The sequence below is a fragment of the Pelagivirga sediminicola genome, from assembly GCF_003072125.1.
GTDB lineage: Bacteria > Pseudomonadota > Alphaproteobacteria > Rhodobacterales > Rhodobacteraceae > Roseovarius > Roseovarius sediminicola.
In genome coordinates, this window is the sequence record NZ_QCYH01000002.1 from 426,944 (window position 1) to 442,899 (window position 15,956).

Annotated in this window: 13 protein-coding genes; 7 read left to right on the forward strand and 6 right to left on the reverse strand. The window is 64.7% G+C overall.

The window, feature by feature from the left end; all coding sequences use genetic code 11:
* Positions 1–1,101 carry an ABC transporter permease gene (locus tag DC366_RS05780; RefSeq protein ID WP_243405046.1) on the forward strand — a complete coding sequence of 367 codons (1,101 nt, stop codon included), beginning with the start codon at positions 1–3 and terminating at the stop codon, positions 1,099–1,101.
* A 4-nt stretch (positions 1,102–1,105) separates the two neighbouring features.
* Positions 1,106–2,803, forward strand: coding sequence for an ABC transporter ATP-binding protein (locus tag DC366_RS05785; protein ID WP_108691231.1), 1,698 nt, complete (start codon positions 1,106–1,108; stop codon positions 2,801–2,803).
* A gap of 813 nt (positions 2,804–3,616) precedes the next feature.
* Here DC366_RS05785 and carB read toward each other — a convergent pair.
* A complete protein-coding gene (carB, locus tag DC366_RS05790; RefSeq protein ID WP_108691232.1) occupies positions 3,617–6,919 on the reverse strand; it encodes a carbamoyl-phosphate synthase large subunit in 3,303 nt (1,100 codons plus the stop codon).
* Positions 6,920–7,151: 232 nt separating this feature from the next.
* Here carB and DC366_RS05795 point away from each other — a divergent pair, with 232 nt between their 5' ends.
* Both DC366_RS05795 and DC366_RS05800 read left to right on the forward strand, forming a co-directional pair.
* Positions 7,152–8,297 carry an aminodeoxychorismate synthase component I gene (locus DC366_RS05795; protein ID WP_108691372.1) on the forward strand — a complete coding sequence of 382 codons (1,146 nt, stop codon included), beginning with the start codon at positions 7,152–7,154 and terminating at the stop codon, positions 8,295–8,297.
* On the forward strand, positions 8,252–8,905 hold the full coding sequence (locus tag DC366_RS05800) for an aminotransferase class IV family protein (RefSeq protein WP_108691373.1): 654 nt from the start codon (positions 8,252–8,254) through the stop codon (positions 8,903–8,905). The genes DC366_RS05795 and DC366_RS05800 overlap by 46 nt, the downstream gene beginning before the upstream one ends.
* Positions 8,906–8,945: 40 nt before the next feature.
* Here DC366_RS05800 and DC366_RS05805 read toward each other — a convergent pair whose 3' ends face one another.
* Positions 8,946–10,154, reverse strand: a complete 1,209-nt coding sequence (locus DC366_RS05805) for an SAM-dependent methyltransferase (protein ID WP_108691233.1) — start codon at positions 10,152–10,154, stop codon at positions 8,946–8,948.
* A 273-nt stretch (positions 10,155–10,427) separates the two neighbouring features.
* Here DC366_RS05805 and aspS point away from each other — a divergent pair, with 273 nt between their 5' ends.
* Positions 10,428–12,203, forward strand: a complete 1,776-nt coding sequence (aspS, locus tag DC366_RS05810) for an aspartate--tRNA ligase (protein WP_108691374.1) — start codon at positions 10,428–10,430, stop codon at positions 12,201–12,203.
* Positions 12,204–12,262: 59 nt separating this feature from the next.
* Here aspS and DC366_RS05815 read toward each other — a convergent pair whose 3' ends face one another.
* Both DC366_RS05815 and DC366_RS05820 read right to left on the reverse strand, forming a co-directional pair.
* Entirely contained in the window at positions 12,263–12,985 is a 723-nt protein-coding gene (locus DC366_RS05815; protein ID WP_108691234.1) for a GNAT family N-acetyltransferase, read from the reverse strand.
* An 89-nt stretch (positions 12,986–13,074) separates the two neighbouring features.
* Entirely contained in the window at positions 13,075–13,791 is a 717-nt protein-coding gene (locus DC366_RS05820; RefSeq protein ID WP_108691375.1) for a response regulator, read from the reverse strand.
* Between the two features lie 180 nt (positions 13,792–13,971).
* On the opposite strand from DC366_RS05820, the gene mce reads away from it, so the two are divergent.
* Positions 13,972–14,376 (forward strand): methylmalonyl-CoA epimerase, encoded by a 405-nt coding sequence (gene mce / locus DC366_RS05825; protein ID WP_108691235.1) that lies wholly within the window; start codon positions 13,972–13,974, stop codon positions 14,374–14,376.
* Positions 14,376–14,675 (forward strand): DUF1467 family protein, encoded by a 300-nt coding sequence (locus tag DC366_RS05830; protein WP_108691236.1) that lies wholly within the window; start codon positions 14,376–14,378, stop codon positions 14,673–14,675. Before mce ends, DC366_RS05830 begins: the two co-directional genes overlap by 1 nt.
* Here DC366_RS05830 and DC366_RS05835 read toward each other — a convergent pair.
* Both DC366_RS05835 and DC366_RS05840 read right to left on the reverse strand, forming a co-directional pair.
* Complete coding sequence (locus DC366_RS05835; protein ID WP_108691237.1) at positions 14,626–15,330, reverse strand: EI24 domain-containing protein; 705 nt, start codon at positions 15,328–15,330, stop codon at positions 14,626–14,628. The two genes, DC366_RS05830 and DC366_RS05835, sit on opposite strands and share 50 nt — an antisense overlap.
* A complete protein-coding gene (locus tag DC366_RS05840) occupies positions 15,327–15,905 on the reverse strand; it encodes a nitroreductase family protein (protein ID WP_108691238.1) in 579 nt (192 codons plus the stop codon). Before DC366_RS05840 ends, DC366_RS05835 begins: the two co-directional genes overlap by 4 nt.
* Positions 15,906–15,956: the final 51 nt, after the last annotated feature.

The following is a 15,956-nucleotide window of genomic DNA, read 5'->3' on the forward strand; positions in this document are numbered from 1 at the left end:
ATGGAAGATATTGCGACCCTTTTCTACTTTGGCATGTCGCCAAGCGTATTTGCGATCGTGTATTTCGCGGTGCTTCTCGTCGCGTCCTGCGCGGCGGCCTACTATAACCAGCGCTCGGCCTTCTTGCTGATCTTCTCGCTGACGCTGCTGTCGATCATCGTCGGCATCATTGGCGGAGCCAGCGCGCTTTCGATGATCGCCGTCACGGCCTTTGTCATCGCGATGGCGGCTATGATGTCCTATGCGTTCCGCGAGTTCCTGATCCTCATCGTCTCGACCGAGATGGCCAAGGAATTGCGCACCGCGCCGCTGACGGCCGCCTTCGGCATGTTCATCATCTTCATCTATGCGATCGCCGGCATCTTCGCGCCGTGGATCGCCCCGCATGGCGAGGCAGAGGTGATCGCGTCCGCCTTTGCGCCTGCGGATGAAAACATGCTGCTGGGCGCCGATCAGCTGGGCCGCGACATGTTCAGCCGCCTGATCTATGGCACGCGAAACTCCGTGGGATTGGCCCTGACGGCGACGCTGCTGGCGTTCTTCATGGGCGCGTTCGCGGGGCTTCTGGCCGCCACCAAGGGCGGCTGGTTCGACAATTTCATGGGCCGTGTTGCCGATGTGATCATGTCGATCCCGTCGCTGATCTTCGCGCTTTTGATGCTGTCGATCTTCGGCCCCTCGATGCCGGTCATCATCATCGCCGTCGCCATCATCTACGCGCCGCGGGTGTTCCGCCTGACGCGGGCGGTGGCGGGCAACGTCGTGGTGATGGACTATATCGAGGCCGCCAAGCTGCGCGGCGAGGGGATGTGGTATCTCATCCGGCGCGAGATCCTGCCGAATTCGACCGCGCCTTTGATCGCGGAATTCGGTCTGGAATTCTGCTTTGTGTTCCTGCTGGTGGCGGGCCTGTCCTTCCTTGGCCTCGGCATCCAGCCACCCACGGCCGACTGGGGCTCGATGGTGCGTGAGAACGCGACGCTGATCTCGTTCGGCGAAATCACCCCGCTCATCCCCGCCGCGGCGATCGCGCTGCTGACCGTCGGGGTCAACTTCGTGGTCGACTGGATGCTGCACCGGTCCTCCGGTCTGAAGGAGTAATCATATGAAACCGAACAAGAAAAAAGAAGTCCTGCTGAAGATCCGGAACCTCAAGATCGAAGGCTACACCGACGAAACCTGGGTGCCGATCATCAAGGGGGTCGATCTGACGCTGCATCGCGGCGAAGTGATGGGCCTGATCGGCGAATCGGGCGCGGGCAAGTCCACCATCGGCGCCGCCGCCATGGGCTATGCCCGTGATGGCACGCGCATCACCGAGGACAGCTCGATCGAGTTCGACGGGATGGAGCTGACCACCGCCACCGAGGGCGAGCGGCGCGCCCTGCGCGGCGCGCGCATCGCCTATGTGGCGCAATCGGCGGCGGCGTCCTTCAACCCGGCGCACAAGATCATCGACCAGCACACCGAGGCGCCGCTGCATTACCGCCTGAAAAAGCGGATGGAGGCGCAGGAGGACGCGATCGACCTCTATAACCGCTTGCGCCTGCCCAACCCCGAGGAAATCGGGTTTCGCTATCCGCACCAGGTATCGGGCGGGCAGCTTCAGCGCGCAATGACGGCGATGGCGATGTCCTGCCGCCCCGATCTGATCATCTTCGACGAGCCGACGACAGCGCTCGACGTGACCACCCAGATCGAGGTGCTGGCGGCGATCCGCGATATCGTGGACCAGTTCGACACCGCCGCGCTTTATATCACGCATGATCTGGCCGTGGTCGCGCAGATGGCCGACACGATCAAGGTTCTGCTGAAGGGCGAGGAGGTCGAGGAGGCCCCGACCAAGCAGATGCTGGACAACCCGCAGGAGGATTACACCAAATCGCTCTGGGCCGTGCGCAGCTTTGAATCGCCCCAGCGGTCCCGCGAGGGGCGCGAATGCCTGATCTCGGTCAAGAATGTCGATGCGGCCTATTCCGCCGGGCCGAAGATCCTAGATGACGTCAGTTTTGACATCTACGAGGGCATGACGGTGGCCGTGGTGGGCGAATCGGGCTCTGGCAAGTCCACCACCGCGCGCGTCATCACCGGCCTCCTGCCGCCGCAAAAGGGCGAGGTGTTGTTCAAGGGCGAGCCGTTCCCGGCAGATTACCGTGACCGCAACAAAGAACAGCTGCGCCAGTGCCAGATGATTTACCAGATGGCCGATACCGCGCTGAACCCCAAGGTGAAGATCAGCGAGATCATCGGCCGACCGGCCAAATTCTATTCCGGCCTGTCGGGCGCCGCGCTGAAGAACCGCGTGGATGAATTGCTCGATCTGATCGAGCTGGAGCCGTCGCAATATTACAACCGCTATCCGCCCGAGCTGTCCGGCGGGCAGAAACAGCGCATCGGCATCGCCCGCGCGCTGGCGGCCGAACCCAGCTTCATCGTCTGCGACGAGGTGACATCGGCGCTGGATCAGCTGGTGGCCGAAGGGATCCTGCGCCTGCTGGACCGGCTGCAGGACGAATTCAACCTGGCCTACATGTTCATCACCCACGATCTGGCGACGGTCCGCTCCATCGCCGATGAGGTGGTGGTGATGCAGAACGGGCAGGTGGTGGAGCAGGGGCCGAAGGGCGAGATGTTCACGCCGCCGCACCACCCTTACACCGACCTGCTGCTCAGCTCGGTTCCGGAGATGGACCCCGAGTGGCTGACGACCCTTCTGGAAGAGCGCGGGTTGGAGAATATCGGCGAAGCGGCGTCCGACAACATCGATCCGGACGCCAAGAAGGTGATGCCGTCCGACGTCTGATCCGGCCGCCCGCGTGCGCCGCGGGGCAGAAATGAAAAGCGGCGGATGGAAAACCATCCGCCGCTTGTTTTGGTCAGGGCGCGCCCGCGTTTTGGCGCGGAGGGCAGGTCTGGATCAGACCATGCTCATCCCGGTCAGGATCATCGTGCCGAGGATCACGGCATACACGATCAATACAGCGGGGAATGTTGCGCTATGGGCGCGGAGCTCGCGGTTCAGTTGGTCTCTAGTCATGGCTTGATCGCTTTTGGTGGCAGGACCGGGGATACTCCGTTTCCTCGGTCATAATTGAGAATTGGCGCATGGGGTGTGCCCCATCCGCCGCTTGATCTGCTGAACTTTCCGAAAGATCGCCCCGCAAGACGGGCGACCGGCCTCGCGTGTCAGGTCATCGACATCGCGGACAGGACCATGGTCCCGACAATCAGGCCATAGACAAAAAGCACAGCAGGCCATGTAGCACTATGCATGCGAAGTTCGCGATTCAGTTGATCCCGGGTCATGTGTGCCTCCTTCGTGCTGCGTTTCGTCAGGGCGATGCGTTATGCCCTGACCCGCATCTATCTATTTTCCCTGTAAAAGCAATGGGTAAACATAGATAATTTCATGCATTGCGCGCATGGCAGGGGCGATCAGTGCGCATGGCTGTTCTGGTTTTGCATAACATGCTGATTATACAGGGTTAAAGTCGCGTGCCCAAAAGGGCACAGGCGCGTAATAATATTGCGTGCGAACTGCTCATTTCCCTTTTGCAACACAGCGTGAGCTGCCCAGATTGGCCGGGGCGCCGCCCCGGCCGGGCGTGCCGCCCGATCAGACGGGCGCCGGGCCCTGGAGCGGCATCACCTTCAGATCGCCCTCGGCGCGGGCCTGCATCGCTTGCGCGGCGGCCAGCGATGCGGCGGCGGTGGTGAAATACGGGATCTTGTCATAAAGCGCGACCGACCGGATCTCGCGGCTGTCCTCGACCGAAAGCGCGCCTTCGGTCGTGTTCATCACCACCGCGATTTCGTTATTCTTCAACATGTCCACGATGTTCGGGCGCCCCTCATAGACCTTGTTCACGACGGTGCAGGGCAGGTCGTGTCCGCTCAGGAACGCCGCCGTGCCGCGCGTGGCGACGATGGTGAATCCCATGTCCAGCATCAGGCGCGCGGCCTCGATGATCAGCGCCGTCTTGTCGGAATCCTTGATCGAAAAGAACACCGCGCCGCTTGTCGGCAGGATCACGCCCGCGCCCATCTGCGCCTTGAGGAACGCGCGGGCAAAGCTGACATCCCAGCCCATCACCTCGCCGGTGGAGCGCATTTCGGGCCCCAGGATCGTGTCCACGCCGGGGAACCGCGCGAAGGGCATCACCGCCTCCTTCACCGAGAACCACGGCATCGCATAATCGGCCAGCGTCATCTGGTCCGCCATCGGCAGGCTTCCGGGCGTGGCGCCCGAAGGATAGGGGCCGCGATACGGGAAAGCGCTGAGCGGCTCGCCCGCCATCAGGCGCGCGGCGATCGAGGCGATGGCGCTGTCGGTCGCCTTGGCCACGAAAGGCACCGTGCGGCTGGCGCGGGGGTTCACCTCGATCAGGTAGATCTCGCCATCCTTGACCGCGAATTGCACGTTCATCAGCCCGACGACCTTCAGCGCGCGTGCGAGCGCGACGGTCTGGCGCTCGATTTCCTCGATGATGCCCTTGTCCAGCGTATAGGGCGGGATCGAACAGGCGCTGTCGCCGGAATGAACGCCGGCCTCCTCGATATGCTGCATGATGCCCGCGACATGGACGTTCTCGCCGTCGCAGAGCGCATCGACATCGCATTCGATCGCGCCCGACAGATAGCTGTCCAGCAGCACGGGGCTGTCGCCCGAAACCACCACCGCCTCGTTGATGTAGCGCTCCAGTTGCGGCATGTCGCGCACGATCTCCATCGCGCGCCCGCCCAGAACGTAAGACGGGCGGATGACCAGCGGGAAGCCGATCTTATCCGCAATCGCAAAGGCCTGCGCGTCGGTCGAGGCGATGCCGTTCACAGGCTGCTTCAGGTTCAGCCGGTTGACCAGATCCTGAAACCGCTCGCGATCCTCGGCCAGGTCGATGGCGTCGGGCGAGGTGCCGAGGATCGGAATGCCCTCATCTTGCAGCGCATTGGCCAGCTTGAGCGGGGTCTGCCCGCCGAACTGCACGATCACGCCGTGCAGCGTGCCTTCGGACTGCTCCACGCGCAGGATTTCCATCACATGCTCGAAGGTCAGCGGCTCGAAATAGAGGCGGTCGGAGGTGTCGTAATCGGTGCTGACCGTCTCGGGGTTGCAGTTGATCATGATCGTCTCATAACCCGCATCCGACAGCGCATAGCAGGCGTGACAGCAGCAATAATCGAACTCGATCCCTTGGCCGATCCGGTTGGGACCGCCGCCGAGGATGACGACCTTCTTGGCGCCCGTCGGCCGTGCCTCGCATTCCACGTCGCCCATCATGGGCGCCTCGTAGGTGGAGTACATATAGGGCGTCTGCGCCTCGAACTCGGCGGCGCAGGTGTCGATCCGCTTGAAGACGGCGACAACGCCCACATCGCGGCGGGCGGCGCGCACGGCCTTTTCGGTCTGGCCCGTGAGGGTGGCCAGACGCGCGTCGGTAAAGCCCATCATCTTGAGCCGGCGCAGCCCCGCCGCGTCACCGGGCAGGCCCGCCGCGCGCACGTCTTCCTCGGCCTCCACGATCTCGCGGATGCGGGCCAGGAACCAAGGATCATACATGGTGACGGCGTGGATATCGTCGTCGCCGAGGCCGTGGCGCATGGCCTGCGCGATCACGCGGATGCGGTCCGGCGTCTGCTTGGCCAGTGCGCGGGTGACGGCGGCCTTGTCCGGCGCACCCTCGATCGCGATCTCGTCAAAGCCGGTCAGGCCCGTCTCCATCGAGGCGAGCGCCTTTTGCAGGCTCTCGTGGATGGTGCGGCCGATGGCCATCGCCTCGCCCACCGATTTCATGGCGGTGGTCAGATGCGGCTCCGACCCTGCGAATTTCTCGAAGGCAAAGCGCGGGATCTTGGTCACGACATAGTCAATCGACGGCTCGAAACTGGCCGGCGTCACTTGCGTGATGTCATTGTCCAGCTCGTCCAGCGTATAGCCGACGGCCAGCTTCGCCGCGATCTTGGCAATCGGAAATCCCGTCGCCTTGGAGGCCAGCGCCGAGGAGCGGCTGACGCGCGGGTTCATCTCGATCACCACCATGCGCCCGTCAGCGGGGTTGATCGCCCATTGCACGTTCGATCCGCCCGTCTCGACCCCGATCTCGCGCAGGACAGCGATCGAGTGATTGCGCATCACCTGATATTCCTTGTCCGTCAGCGTCAGGGCAGGGGCCACGGTGATCGAATCGCCCGTATGCACCCCCATCGGATCGACGTTTTCGATGGCGCAGACGATGATCGCGTTGTCCGCCTTGTCGCGGACGACCTCCATCTCGAACTCTTTCCAGCCCAGCAGGCTCTCGTCGATCAGGATCTGGCCCACCGGGGACGCGTCCAGCCCGGTCTTGCAGTAATGCTCGTAATCGTCGCGGTTATAGGCCACGCCGCCGCCGGTGCCGCCAAGGGTAAAGGCGGGGCGGATGATCGCGGGAAGTCCAACGTAATCAATGGCATCCATACATTCCTGCATGGTGTTGGCGATGGTCGCCTTGGGGTTTTCGATCCCCAGCCGGTCCATCGCCTCGCGGAACAGCTTGCGGTCCTCGGCCATCTCGATGGCCTCGCGGTTGGCGCCGATCAGCTCGACGCCGAATTTTTCCAGCACGCCCATATCGGCCACCGCCAGCGCGGTGTTCAGGCCGGTCTGGCCGCCCATCGTGGGCAGCAATGCGTCGGGGCGTTCCTTTTCGATGATCTTGGCGACGATTTCGGGCGTGATCGGCTCGATATAGGTGGCATCGGCGAGGCCCGGATCGGTCATGATCGTGGCGGGGTTGGAGTTCACCAGGATCACCCGGTACCCTTCCTCGCGCAGCGCCTTGCACGCCTGCGCGCCGGAATAGTCGAATTCGCACGCCTGCCCGATGATGATGGGGCCGGCCCCGATGATCATGATGGATGAAATATCGTCGCGCTTCGGCATATCCGGTGTCCCCGCTGGCAGCTGTGGTTGCGCGGGCCCGCCGGGAGCGCCGCATCGCTTGGCGTGGGGCGGGCGCGCAAATTGTTGGCGTTATATCCATGCGGCGCCCCGGCGCAAGGGAATAGCCACCGGCACGCCGGGCCGGCGCGCCCGGATTCGCAACTTGTGTTTCAACTCGGCACCGAAACGCACTAGGTAGCGGCGGGCAGGACTGCGCATTTGGGAGGTGCCGGTGAAGATTCGCTTCGATCATGGGCCGGTGGGGCCGGGGGGTGATGTGCAGCGCGGCGCCTGCGTGTTCGACGCGCCCCGCCGGATGATCGCGGCCCATACGGCGCAGGAGGTGCCCGCCGCGCTGGACGCGCTGGATGCGGCGCGGGAGGGCGGCGCGTGGCTGGCGGGATATGCCAGCTACGAGCTCGGCTATGCGCTGGAGCCGCGCCTTTTTCCCTTGATGCCGCAGGACCGCCGCCTGCCGCTTCTGGCGTTCGGGGTCTATGAGGCGCCGCGCGCCGCGCCCGATCTGGTCGCAGGGGACGCGGCCTTGTCCGAATGGGCGCCCGCATGGGACGCGGCGCGCTACGCTGCGGCCTTCGACCGGGTGCATGCCTATATCTGCGCGGGCGATATCTATCAGGCCAATCTGACCTTCCCGCTGGAGGGCGCGGCCACGGGCGATGCCAATGCGCTTTATGCCGCGCTGGTGGCGGCGCAGCCGGTGCGCCACGGCGCGCTTGTCCGGCAGCCGGGCCTGCCCACGATCCTGTCACGCTCGCCCGAGCTGTTCTTTCGCACCGATGCCGCGGGCCGGATCGAGACGCGCCCGATGAAGGGCACCCAGCCGCGCAGCAGCGATCCGGCCGAGGATGCCCGCCGCCGGATGTTCCTGGCCAGCGATGACAAGAACCGCGCCGAGAACCTGATGATCGTCGATCTTCTGCGCAACGACCTGAGCCGCGTCTGCGCGCCCGGCAGCGTCGAGGTGCCCGAGCTTTTCACCGTCGAAAGCTACAGCACCGTGCACCAGATGACGTCGCTGATCGCCGGGCAACTGGTGCAGGGCACCAGCTTGGGCGCCATCCTTGCCGCGCTCTTTCCCTGCGGGTCGATCACCGGCGCGCCGAAACTGCGCGCGATGCAGATCCTGCGCGATCTGGAGCCGCAGGCGCGCGACATCTACTGCGGCACCATCGGCTGGGCCGCGCCGGACGGGCGGGCCGATTTCAACGTGGCCATCCGCACCCTTCTGCTGGACGGTGCGCGCGTGACGCTGAATGTCGGCGGCGGCGTCGTGCATGACAGCACCGCGGAGGCCGAATATGAGGAGGCGCTGTGGAAAACCCGCTTTGCCCGCCCGCTGATCCGGGATTTGCCCTGATCGAAACGATGCGATGGACGCCCGGCGGCGGCATCGCGCACCGCGCCCGCCATATGGCGCGCCTCGCCAGAACGGCGCGCGCGCTCGGCATCACCCCGCGCGGCGTGAGCAGCGCACTGGACGCGATCACCAGCAGCGGCCCCTTGCGGGTGCGCCTGACCGTCGATGCCGAAGGGCGCACCAATCTGACCTCCGCCCCGTTTCAGGCGCTGGGTCCGGACGCGCGCTGGCGCGTGGCGATCCACCCGCAGCGGCTGGATGCGGCCGATCCGTGGCTGCGCCACAAGACGACGCGCCGCGCAGTCTACGACGCCGCGCGCGCCGCGCTGCCGCGGGGCATTGACGAATGGATCTTTCTAAACGAAGGCGGCGCCGTTTGCGAAGGCACGATCACCAACATCCATATCCGCCCCGCAGAAGACGCCGCATTGCTCACCCCGCCGCGCGCCTGCGGCCTGTTGCCGGGCATCGGCCGCGAGGTGCTGATCGCGTCCCGCCGCGCCCGGCCCGCGCGCCTGACGCTGCAGGATCTGGAGCAGGCGCATGCGATCTATGTGGGAAACGCCCTGCGCGGGTTGATCCGCGCCGAGCTTGTTTCTTCTTGCTGAAAATATCCTCGTCGAAGGCCGGAAAATTCGCAGGATTTTCTCACCTGTTGCCGCGATAGAGGTAATCGCGCGTCAGCGGCACCGCCTCTTGCTGCCGCGCAAGCTGCACCTGGAACACCACCTGCCGGTCCAGCCGGAACGTCAGCTCGCACGCCTTCAGATAGAACCGCCACATGCGGCAGAACTGATCGTCATAAAGCTGCCTTGCCTCGTCGATCCGGTCCATGAAACGGTCATACCAGTGGCGCAGCGTTTCGGCATAATGCAGGCGCCAGACCTCCAGATCGGTGGTGATGAGGCCCGATTGCTCGACCGCGGCGGTCATCTCGGACATCGACGGCACATAGCCGCCGGGAAAGATGTATTTCAAGATCCACGGACTGGTCACGCCCGGCGGCTTCGCGCGCCCGATCGTATGAACCAGCGCGACGCCGTCATCGGTCAATAGCTCGTTTATCTTGTTGAAATACGTGCGGTATTGCGGCGTGCCGACATGCTCGAACATGCCGACCGATACGATGCGATCGAACTTGCCCTGCACATCGCGGTAATCGATCAGCTCGAACTTCGCGACGTCCTGCAGGCCCGCGTCCCGCGCGCGCTGATTGGCGATCTTGTGCTGCTCCTCGCTCAGCGTCACGCCCAGCACATTGGCCCCGTGATCGCGCGCCAGCGTCAGGCCCATGCCGCCCCAGCCGCAGCCGATATCCAGCACCCGCATCCCCGGCCGCAGCAGCAGCTTGCCCGCGATATGCGCCTTCTTGGCCTCCTGAGCCTCGCCCAGCGTCATGCCCTCGCGCTTGAAATAAGCGCAGGAATACTGCCGGTCGGCGTCCAGAAACAGATCATAGAGCGCGCCGGACAGATCATAATGATGCGCCACATTCGCGCGCGACCGGCCTGCCGGATTGAACTGCGCCGCGCGGCGCCCAAGATAGCGCAGGACCGCCAGCGGCTGGTGATACCAGGCATGCCCCTGGGACGCGATATTGCTGATAGCAAGGCGCAGAAACCCCTCCAGATCGTCGTTTTCGATGGTCAGATCGCCCTCGACATACCCCTCGCCGACGCCCATTTCGGGCGACAGCATGATCCGCCGGGGAAGGGCCGGGTTCTTCAGCGTCACGGCGATGTGCGGCCCTGCCGCGCTGCCCTGGTATTTTCGGGTGGTTCCGTCGGGATAGGTGAGGGTCAGTTGCCCCGTCTTGATCAAGGTTTCCAGGAACCGGTGAAGTGCTGCGCTCCACATAAGTCATCCCCTTTGCACGGCGGAGCCACCCGTGTGCGGTTCCGCATTCCACAATGCCGGTCACGTCCGGTAACGCGCCATGGCGATACGAAGTTTCCGGGCAAGATAAAAATATGCCTGTTTTCAGAATTTTGTAAACAGGTTCGCGTGCAATGCGGCGACCGCCTGCCTGCGCGGGGTCCGGGGGCGCCCCTTGACTTTGCCGCGCGGGGCATGTGTATCGGCGCGATATGATGACAGCCCCAGCGCGGGACCGCATGAGAGGATCCGATGATGCACGCCTATCGCAGCCATACCTGCGCCGACCTTGACAAATCGAACGTGGGCGACACGGTGCGCCTGTCGGGCTGGGTTCATCGCATCCGCGATCATGGTGGCGTGTTATTCGTCGACCTGCGCGATCACTACGGCATGACGCAGCTGATCTGTGACCCCGACAGCCCCGTTTTCGATCAGGTCGAGGCGGTGCGCAGCGAATGGTGCATCCGCATCGACGGCACCGTCAAGGCGCGCGATGCCGCCTTGGTCAATCCCAAGCTGCCCACCGGCGAGATCGAGGTTTTCATCCGCGATATCGAGGTTCTGGGCGCGTCCAAGGAACTGCCGCTGATGGTCTTCGGCGATCAGGACTACCCCGAGGAAACCCGGCTGAAGCACCGCTACCTGGACCTGCGCCGCGAGGCGATGCAGCGCAACATGACCCTGCGCAGCGATGTCGTGGCCTCCATGCGCCGCCGCATGTGGGACGCGGATTTCCGCGAATACCAGACGCCGATCATCACCGCCTCCTCCCCCGAAGGAGCGCGCGATTTTCTGGTGCCCTCGCGCCTGCATCCGGGCAAATTCTACGCGCTGCCGCAGGCGCCGCAGCTGTTCAAGCAGCTGATCATGGTGTCCGGCTTTGACAAGTATTTCCAGATCGCGCCCTGCTTCCGTGACGAGGATCCGCGCGCCGACCGCTCGCCCACCGACTTCTATCAACTCGACCTCGAGATGAGCTTTGTCGAGCAGCAGGACGTCTTCGACACGATCCAGCCGGTCATTCAGGGCATTTTCGAGGAATTCGGCGGCGGGCGCACGGTTGACGATGTCTGGCCGCAGATCAGCTATGCCGATGCGGCGCTGTGGTACGGCACCGACAAGCCCGACCTGCGCAACCCGATCAAGATGCAGGTTGTCTCGGATCATTTCCGCGGCTCCGGCTTTGCCATCTTCGCCAAGCTGCTGGAGCAGGACGGCACCGAAATCCGCGCCATTCCCGCGCCGGGCGGCGGCAGCCGCAAGTTCTGCGACCGCATGAACGCATTTGCGCAGAAAGAGGGCCTGCCGGGGATGGGGTATATCTTCTGGCGCAAGGGGGATGACGGGATGGAAGCCGCAGGCCCCTTGGCCAAGAATATCGGCCCCGAGCGCACCGAGGCCATCCGCCAGCAACTGGGTCTGGGCGAGGGCGACGCGGCCTTCTTCCTCGGCGGCAAGCCGTCCGGTTTCGAGCGGGTCGCGGGCAAGGCGCGCACCGAGATCGGCAATGAGCTGAAGCTGACGGATGAAAACCGCTTCGCCTTTGCGTGGATCGTCGATTTCCCGATGTATGAGGCGGACGAGGAAACCGGCAAGATCGACTTCTCGCACAACCCCTTCTCGATGCCGCAGGGCGGGTTGGACGCGCTGCAGGGCGATCCGCTGAAAGTGCTGGGATATCAGTATGATCTGGCGTGCAACGGATATGAGCTGGTCTCGGGCGCAATCCGGAATCATCGCCTCGACATCATGATCGCCGCCTTCGAGAAGGCCGGTTATGACGAGGCCGAGGTGCACAGCCGTTTCGGCGGCCTCGTTCAGGCGTTCCAATATGGCGCGCCGCCCCACGGTGGCTGCGCGGCGGGCATCGACCGCATCGTCATGCTGTTGGCGGACGAGGCGAACATTCGCGAGGTCATCATGTTCCCGATGAACCAGCGCGCCGAGGATCTGATGATGAACGCCCCCAGCGCGCCCACGTCCGATCAGCTGATGGAACTGGGCCTGCGGGTGATTCCGCAAAAGTAACGGGACCGCAGCAGCGGCGCGGGGTCAGTCCTCCAGACTGTCCTCACGCTTTTCGGCGATCAGCGCGGCGGCAGCACCGGATCGCTTGCAACGCGCACAAGGCGCGTCAGATCGCTCAAGGATGATTGCTGAAGGCCGTCTGCGTCGAAATTCGCCGGATTCAGCCATAGCTGGAATGCCTCATTCAGCGCGGGCCATTCGGCATCTATGGCGGCAAACCAGGCGGTGTCGCGGTTACGACCCTTGACGATCGTGGCCTGCCGGAAAATCCCCTCGTAGCTGAAACCCAGCCGCTGCGCCGCGCGGCGCGACGGCAGGTTCAGCGCGTCGCATTTCCATTCATAGCGGCGGTATCCGGCCTCGAACGCCCATTTCATCATCAGATACATCGCCTCGGTGGCGGCGATGGTGCGCTGCAGGCGGGGGGCCATGGCGATGAACCCGACCTCGATGGAGCCGGCTTCGGGCGCGATGCGCAGGAACGACGCAAAGCCGCCATAGGCGCCGCGATCCTTGTCATAGATCGCCACGAACACATGGTCCGGGGAGTCCGCCATTTCGCGCATCCAGCGATGAAACTGGGCCGACGAGGCGTAGGGGCCGACCGGCATGTAGGTCCAGACCTCGTCATGGCCCTCGAACGCGGGGTGCAGCAGGGCCGCATGGGTCTCGGCATCGAGCGGCTCCAACCGCACGTGGCGCCCCTCCAGCGCGATGTTTTCGGGCCTGGGGGGGACGGTCCAGTTCTCGACAACCGGACCTCTTGGGCGGGGATCAGTCATGGCGGGCTCTCGCATCAGGGGCTGCGCGCGATCATAGGCTTTGGGCGGCGCAGGGAAAGCGGTTTTTGCGAGCGCCCGCGCGCGACGCGCTACATCGCGGCCCGGCTGGCCAGCCGCTCCTGCACAAGGCCCGCAACCTGCGCCAGCCCGCTGTTGAGCGCGGCGCCGCCGCGTTGCTGCGCGGCCAAGGCCTCGGCTGCTGCGGCCAGTTGCGCATCATCGGCAGACCGCGCCACGCCGCTGAGGAATTGTGCGACGTAATCCAGCACCGGCCCCTCGGAATGCTCGTCCAGCAGGTTGGACACGTGCACCATGTCATCGCGGTATGCCAGCGGATCGCGATACACATCCTCGTTGCGCAAGGCGCGCGGACCGGCCGACTGGCGATCCGCGGGCAAGGTGGACAGAACCGCCTGTTGGAAGACGCCAAGATTGGTCAAAGGCTTGGCCAGGAAGGCATCGGCGCCAGCGGCGCGCGCCTGCGCCTCGGCGTCCTCAAGTCCGCTGGTCGCGATGATCGAGGTGACGCGCGGCTCGGCGCCGGTCAGCTCCGCGATCAGATCGAGGCCCGATCCGTCCGGCAGACCCAGATCGATGATGACCGCGGTCGGCCGGTAAACCTGCAAATGCCGCCGCGCCGAGCGCAGGCAGTCCGCGCGCCGGATGCGGGCGCCCGAATGCAGGCACATAAGGCGCATCGCATCGCACGCATAAAGGCTGTCTTCGACCACGAGGATGGTCATGCCCAGCAGCGGGCGCGCCGCGGTCGGGTTGGTGATTTGGGTCAGTCCGGGCAGATCGTCCATGCGCATGTCTCCTTTGGCAGCTTCGACGACTCAAGGGTTACGCAGACTTGGCTAACGCAGGGTTAACGCCAGATGCGGAAATCCGGCCCGTTGCGCGGCGCGTGCGTCACAGCGCGCGCTTGCCACGGCCCGCCGTGCGCGCGATAACGTGCACCGACCCGCCGATAGAAAGGACATTCCATGATCGGACGCCTCAATCACGTCGCCATCGCCGTGCCGGATCTTGCGGCCGCGATCGCCCAGTATCGCGATGCGCTCGGCGCCGAAGTGGGCGCCCCCCAGGACGAGCCGGACCACGGCGTCACGGTGGTTTTCATCAATCTTCCCAATACGAAGATCGAACTTCTTCATCCTTTGGGTGAGGCCAGCCCGATTGCCGGGTTTCTGGAAAAGAACCCGTCGGGCGGCATCCATCATGTCTGCTACGAGGTCGAGGATATCACGGCCGCACGCGACCGCCTGACCGCGTCGGGCGCGCGCGTGCTCGGGGACGGCGCGCCCAAGATCGGCGCCCATGGCAAGCCTGTGCTTTTCTTGCATCCCAAGGATTTCAACGGCTGCCTGATCGAGCTGGAGGAAGTCTGATGGGCCCCGTCACCGGTCTGGTGCTCTATGCGGTCATCTGGTCGATGACGTTCCTCGTCGCGATTCCGATTCGCCTGCAGACCCAGGGTGAGGCAGGGCAGGTGGTGCCCGGCACGCATCAAGGCTCGCCCCAGCGTCACGATCTGCGCAAGAAGGCACTGATCAGCACCGTCATCGCCGCGCTTATATGGGCGCTGGCCGCTTGGATCATCCTGACGGGTCAGATCACGCTGAGCGATATCGACCTGTTCACGCGATTCGGGCCCGGCCCGATCGAAGAGCGTGGACTAGGTGGGTGAAGGTCGCGGCGCCAAGTATCGGGATGATGAGGTTCAGGATCGGCACGCTGAGCGGCATCGCCATCAGCGTGCCCGCCACCCAGATCCGCGCCCAGTGACGCTTGCGCAACTCGCGCGCGCCCACGCGGCCAAGGCGACGCATTGCGGCCATCTGGAAATACTCGCGCCCCAGCAGGAAGCCGTTGAGCGCCCCGAAAATCCCCAGCGCGGCGAAGGGCAGCAGCCCGTATAGCATCAGCGCCACGAGGTTCGCACCGATAAGCACCCCCAGAAACGCCGCCGTGTCGCGCAGCACATCCATCCATGGCAGGCGCGGCACCGGCGGCAGGTCTGGGTAATACCGCGCCTCGACCGCCTCGGCGACATCGTCAAGAAACAGCGACGTGATCGCCGATGCGACGGGGACCATCAGAAACACCGACATGACCATCATCGCGATCAGGCTGCTCCAGCCCAGCAGATCGTCAAGCCAGCGCACCTCGCCCACCAGCGGCAAGACCACCACATCCCCCGTCAGCCACGAGATCAGCATCAGAACCGCCGCGTAAGCCGCGAAAAGCAGCGCGACGGTCAGCGCGATCCCAAGGAACAGGACACGGCGAAACCGCGGATCGCCCATCTGCGCCATTGCCTTGGCGAAGGCGGAAAAGATCATGCGTCCGCCCAGGTTGTCAGCGTCTCGACATCGGGCCTCGGCCGGTCTGGCGGCGTCTCGCCCTCGGTGCCGATATGGATGAAGCCCGCGACCCGCTCGTTCTGGTCGAGGTCGAGCGCGTCCTGAACGAAACTGCGGTCATGGCTCGGCCAGCCGGTCAGCCAGTTGGCCCCCCAGCCCGACGCCAGCGCGGCATTCAGCAGCGCAAGGCAAACGGCGCCCGCCGAATAGGTCTGCTCGATCGCGGGTATCTTGGGCGAGGGGCGCTGCACCTCGATCACGGCGACCGCGAGGTTGGCGTCATCAAACTGCTTTTGCGCCTTGGCGATCGCCTTTTCATCCATGCCTTCTGCCGCGTCGCAGCGGGGCACCGCCGCCGACAGCCGGTCCAGCGCCGCGCGCTGCAGCACGACAAAGCGCCACGGCACCAGCTTGCCATGGTCGGGCGTCCGCGCCGCCGCCGTGAGCAGCGGCATCAGCGCCTCGCGGTCCGGCACCGGCAGGCCCAGCGTCTTGGCCGGGCGCGACCGCCGCGTCAGCAGGAAATTCAGGGCTTCGGGGCAGGGGGCTGGCATGGCGCGTCTCCGATATAACTCGTCTGTCGAGCCTTATGTCGGGGCGCAGGG

What these genes read in the sequence shown, in the direction of transcription:
- DC366_RS05780 (WP_243405046.1), top strand. Translation starts at nt 1, where the DNA reads ATGGAAGATATTGCGACCCTTTTCTACTTTGGCATGTCGCCAAGCGTA.
- DC366_RS05785 (WP_108691231.1), top strand. Translation starts at nt 1,106, where the DNA reads ATGAAACCGAACAAGAAAAAAGAAGTCCTGCTGAAGATCCGGAACCTC.
- carB (WP_108691232.1), bottom strand. Translation starts at nt 6,919, where the DNA reads ATGCCGAAGCGCGACGATATTTCATCCATCATGATCATCGGGGCCGGC.
- DC366_RS05805 (WP_108691233.1), bottom strand. Translation starts at nt 10,154, where the DNA reads ATGTGGAGCGCAGCACTTCACCGGTTCCTGGAAACCTTGATCAAGACG.
- aspS (WP_108691374.1), top strand. Translation starts at nt 10,428, where the DNA reads ATGCACGCCTATCGCAGCCATACCTGCGCCGACCTTGACAAATCGAAC.
- DC366_RS05815 (WP_108691234.1), bottom strand. Translation starts at nt 12,985, where the DNA reads ATGACTGATCCCCGCCCAAGAGGTCCGGTTGTCGAGAACTGGACCGTC.
- DC366_RS05820 (WP_108691375.1), bottom strand. Translation starts at nt 13,791, where the DNA reads ATGGACGATCTGCCCGGACTGACCCAAATCACCAACCCGACCGCGGCG.
- mce (WP_108691235.1), top strand. Translation starts at nt 13,972, where the DNA reads ATGATCGGACGCCTCAATCACGTCGCCATCGCCGTGCCGGATCTTGCG.
- DC366_RS05830 (WP_108691236.1), top strand. Translation starts at nt 14,376, where the DNA reads ATGGGCCCCGTCACCGGTCTGGTGCTCTATGCGGTCATCTGGTCGATG.
- DC366_RS05835 (WP_108691237.1), bottom strand. Translation starts at nt 15,330, where the DNA reads ATGATCTTTTCCGCCTTCGCCAAGGCAATGGCGCAGATGGGCGATCCG.
- DC366_RS05840 (WP_108691238.1), bottom strand. Translation starts at nt 15,905, where the DNA reads ATGCCAGCCCCCTGCCCCGAAGCCCTGAATTTCCTGCTGACGCGGCGG.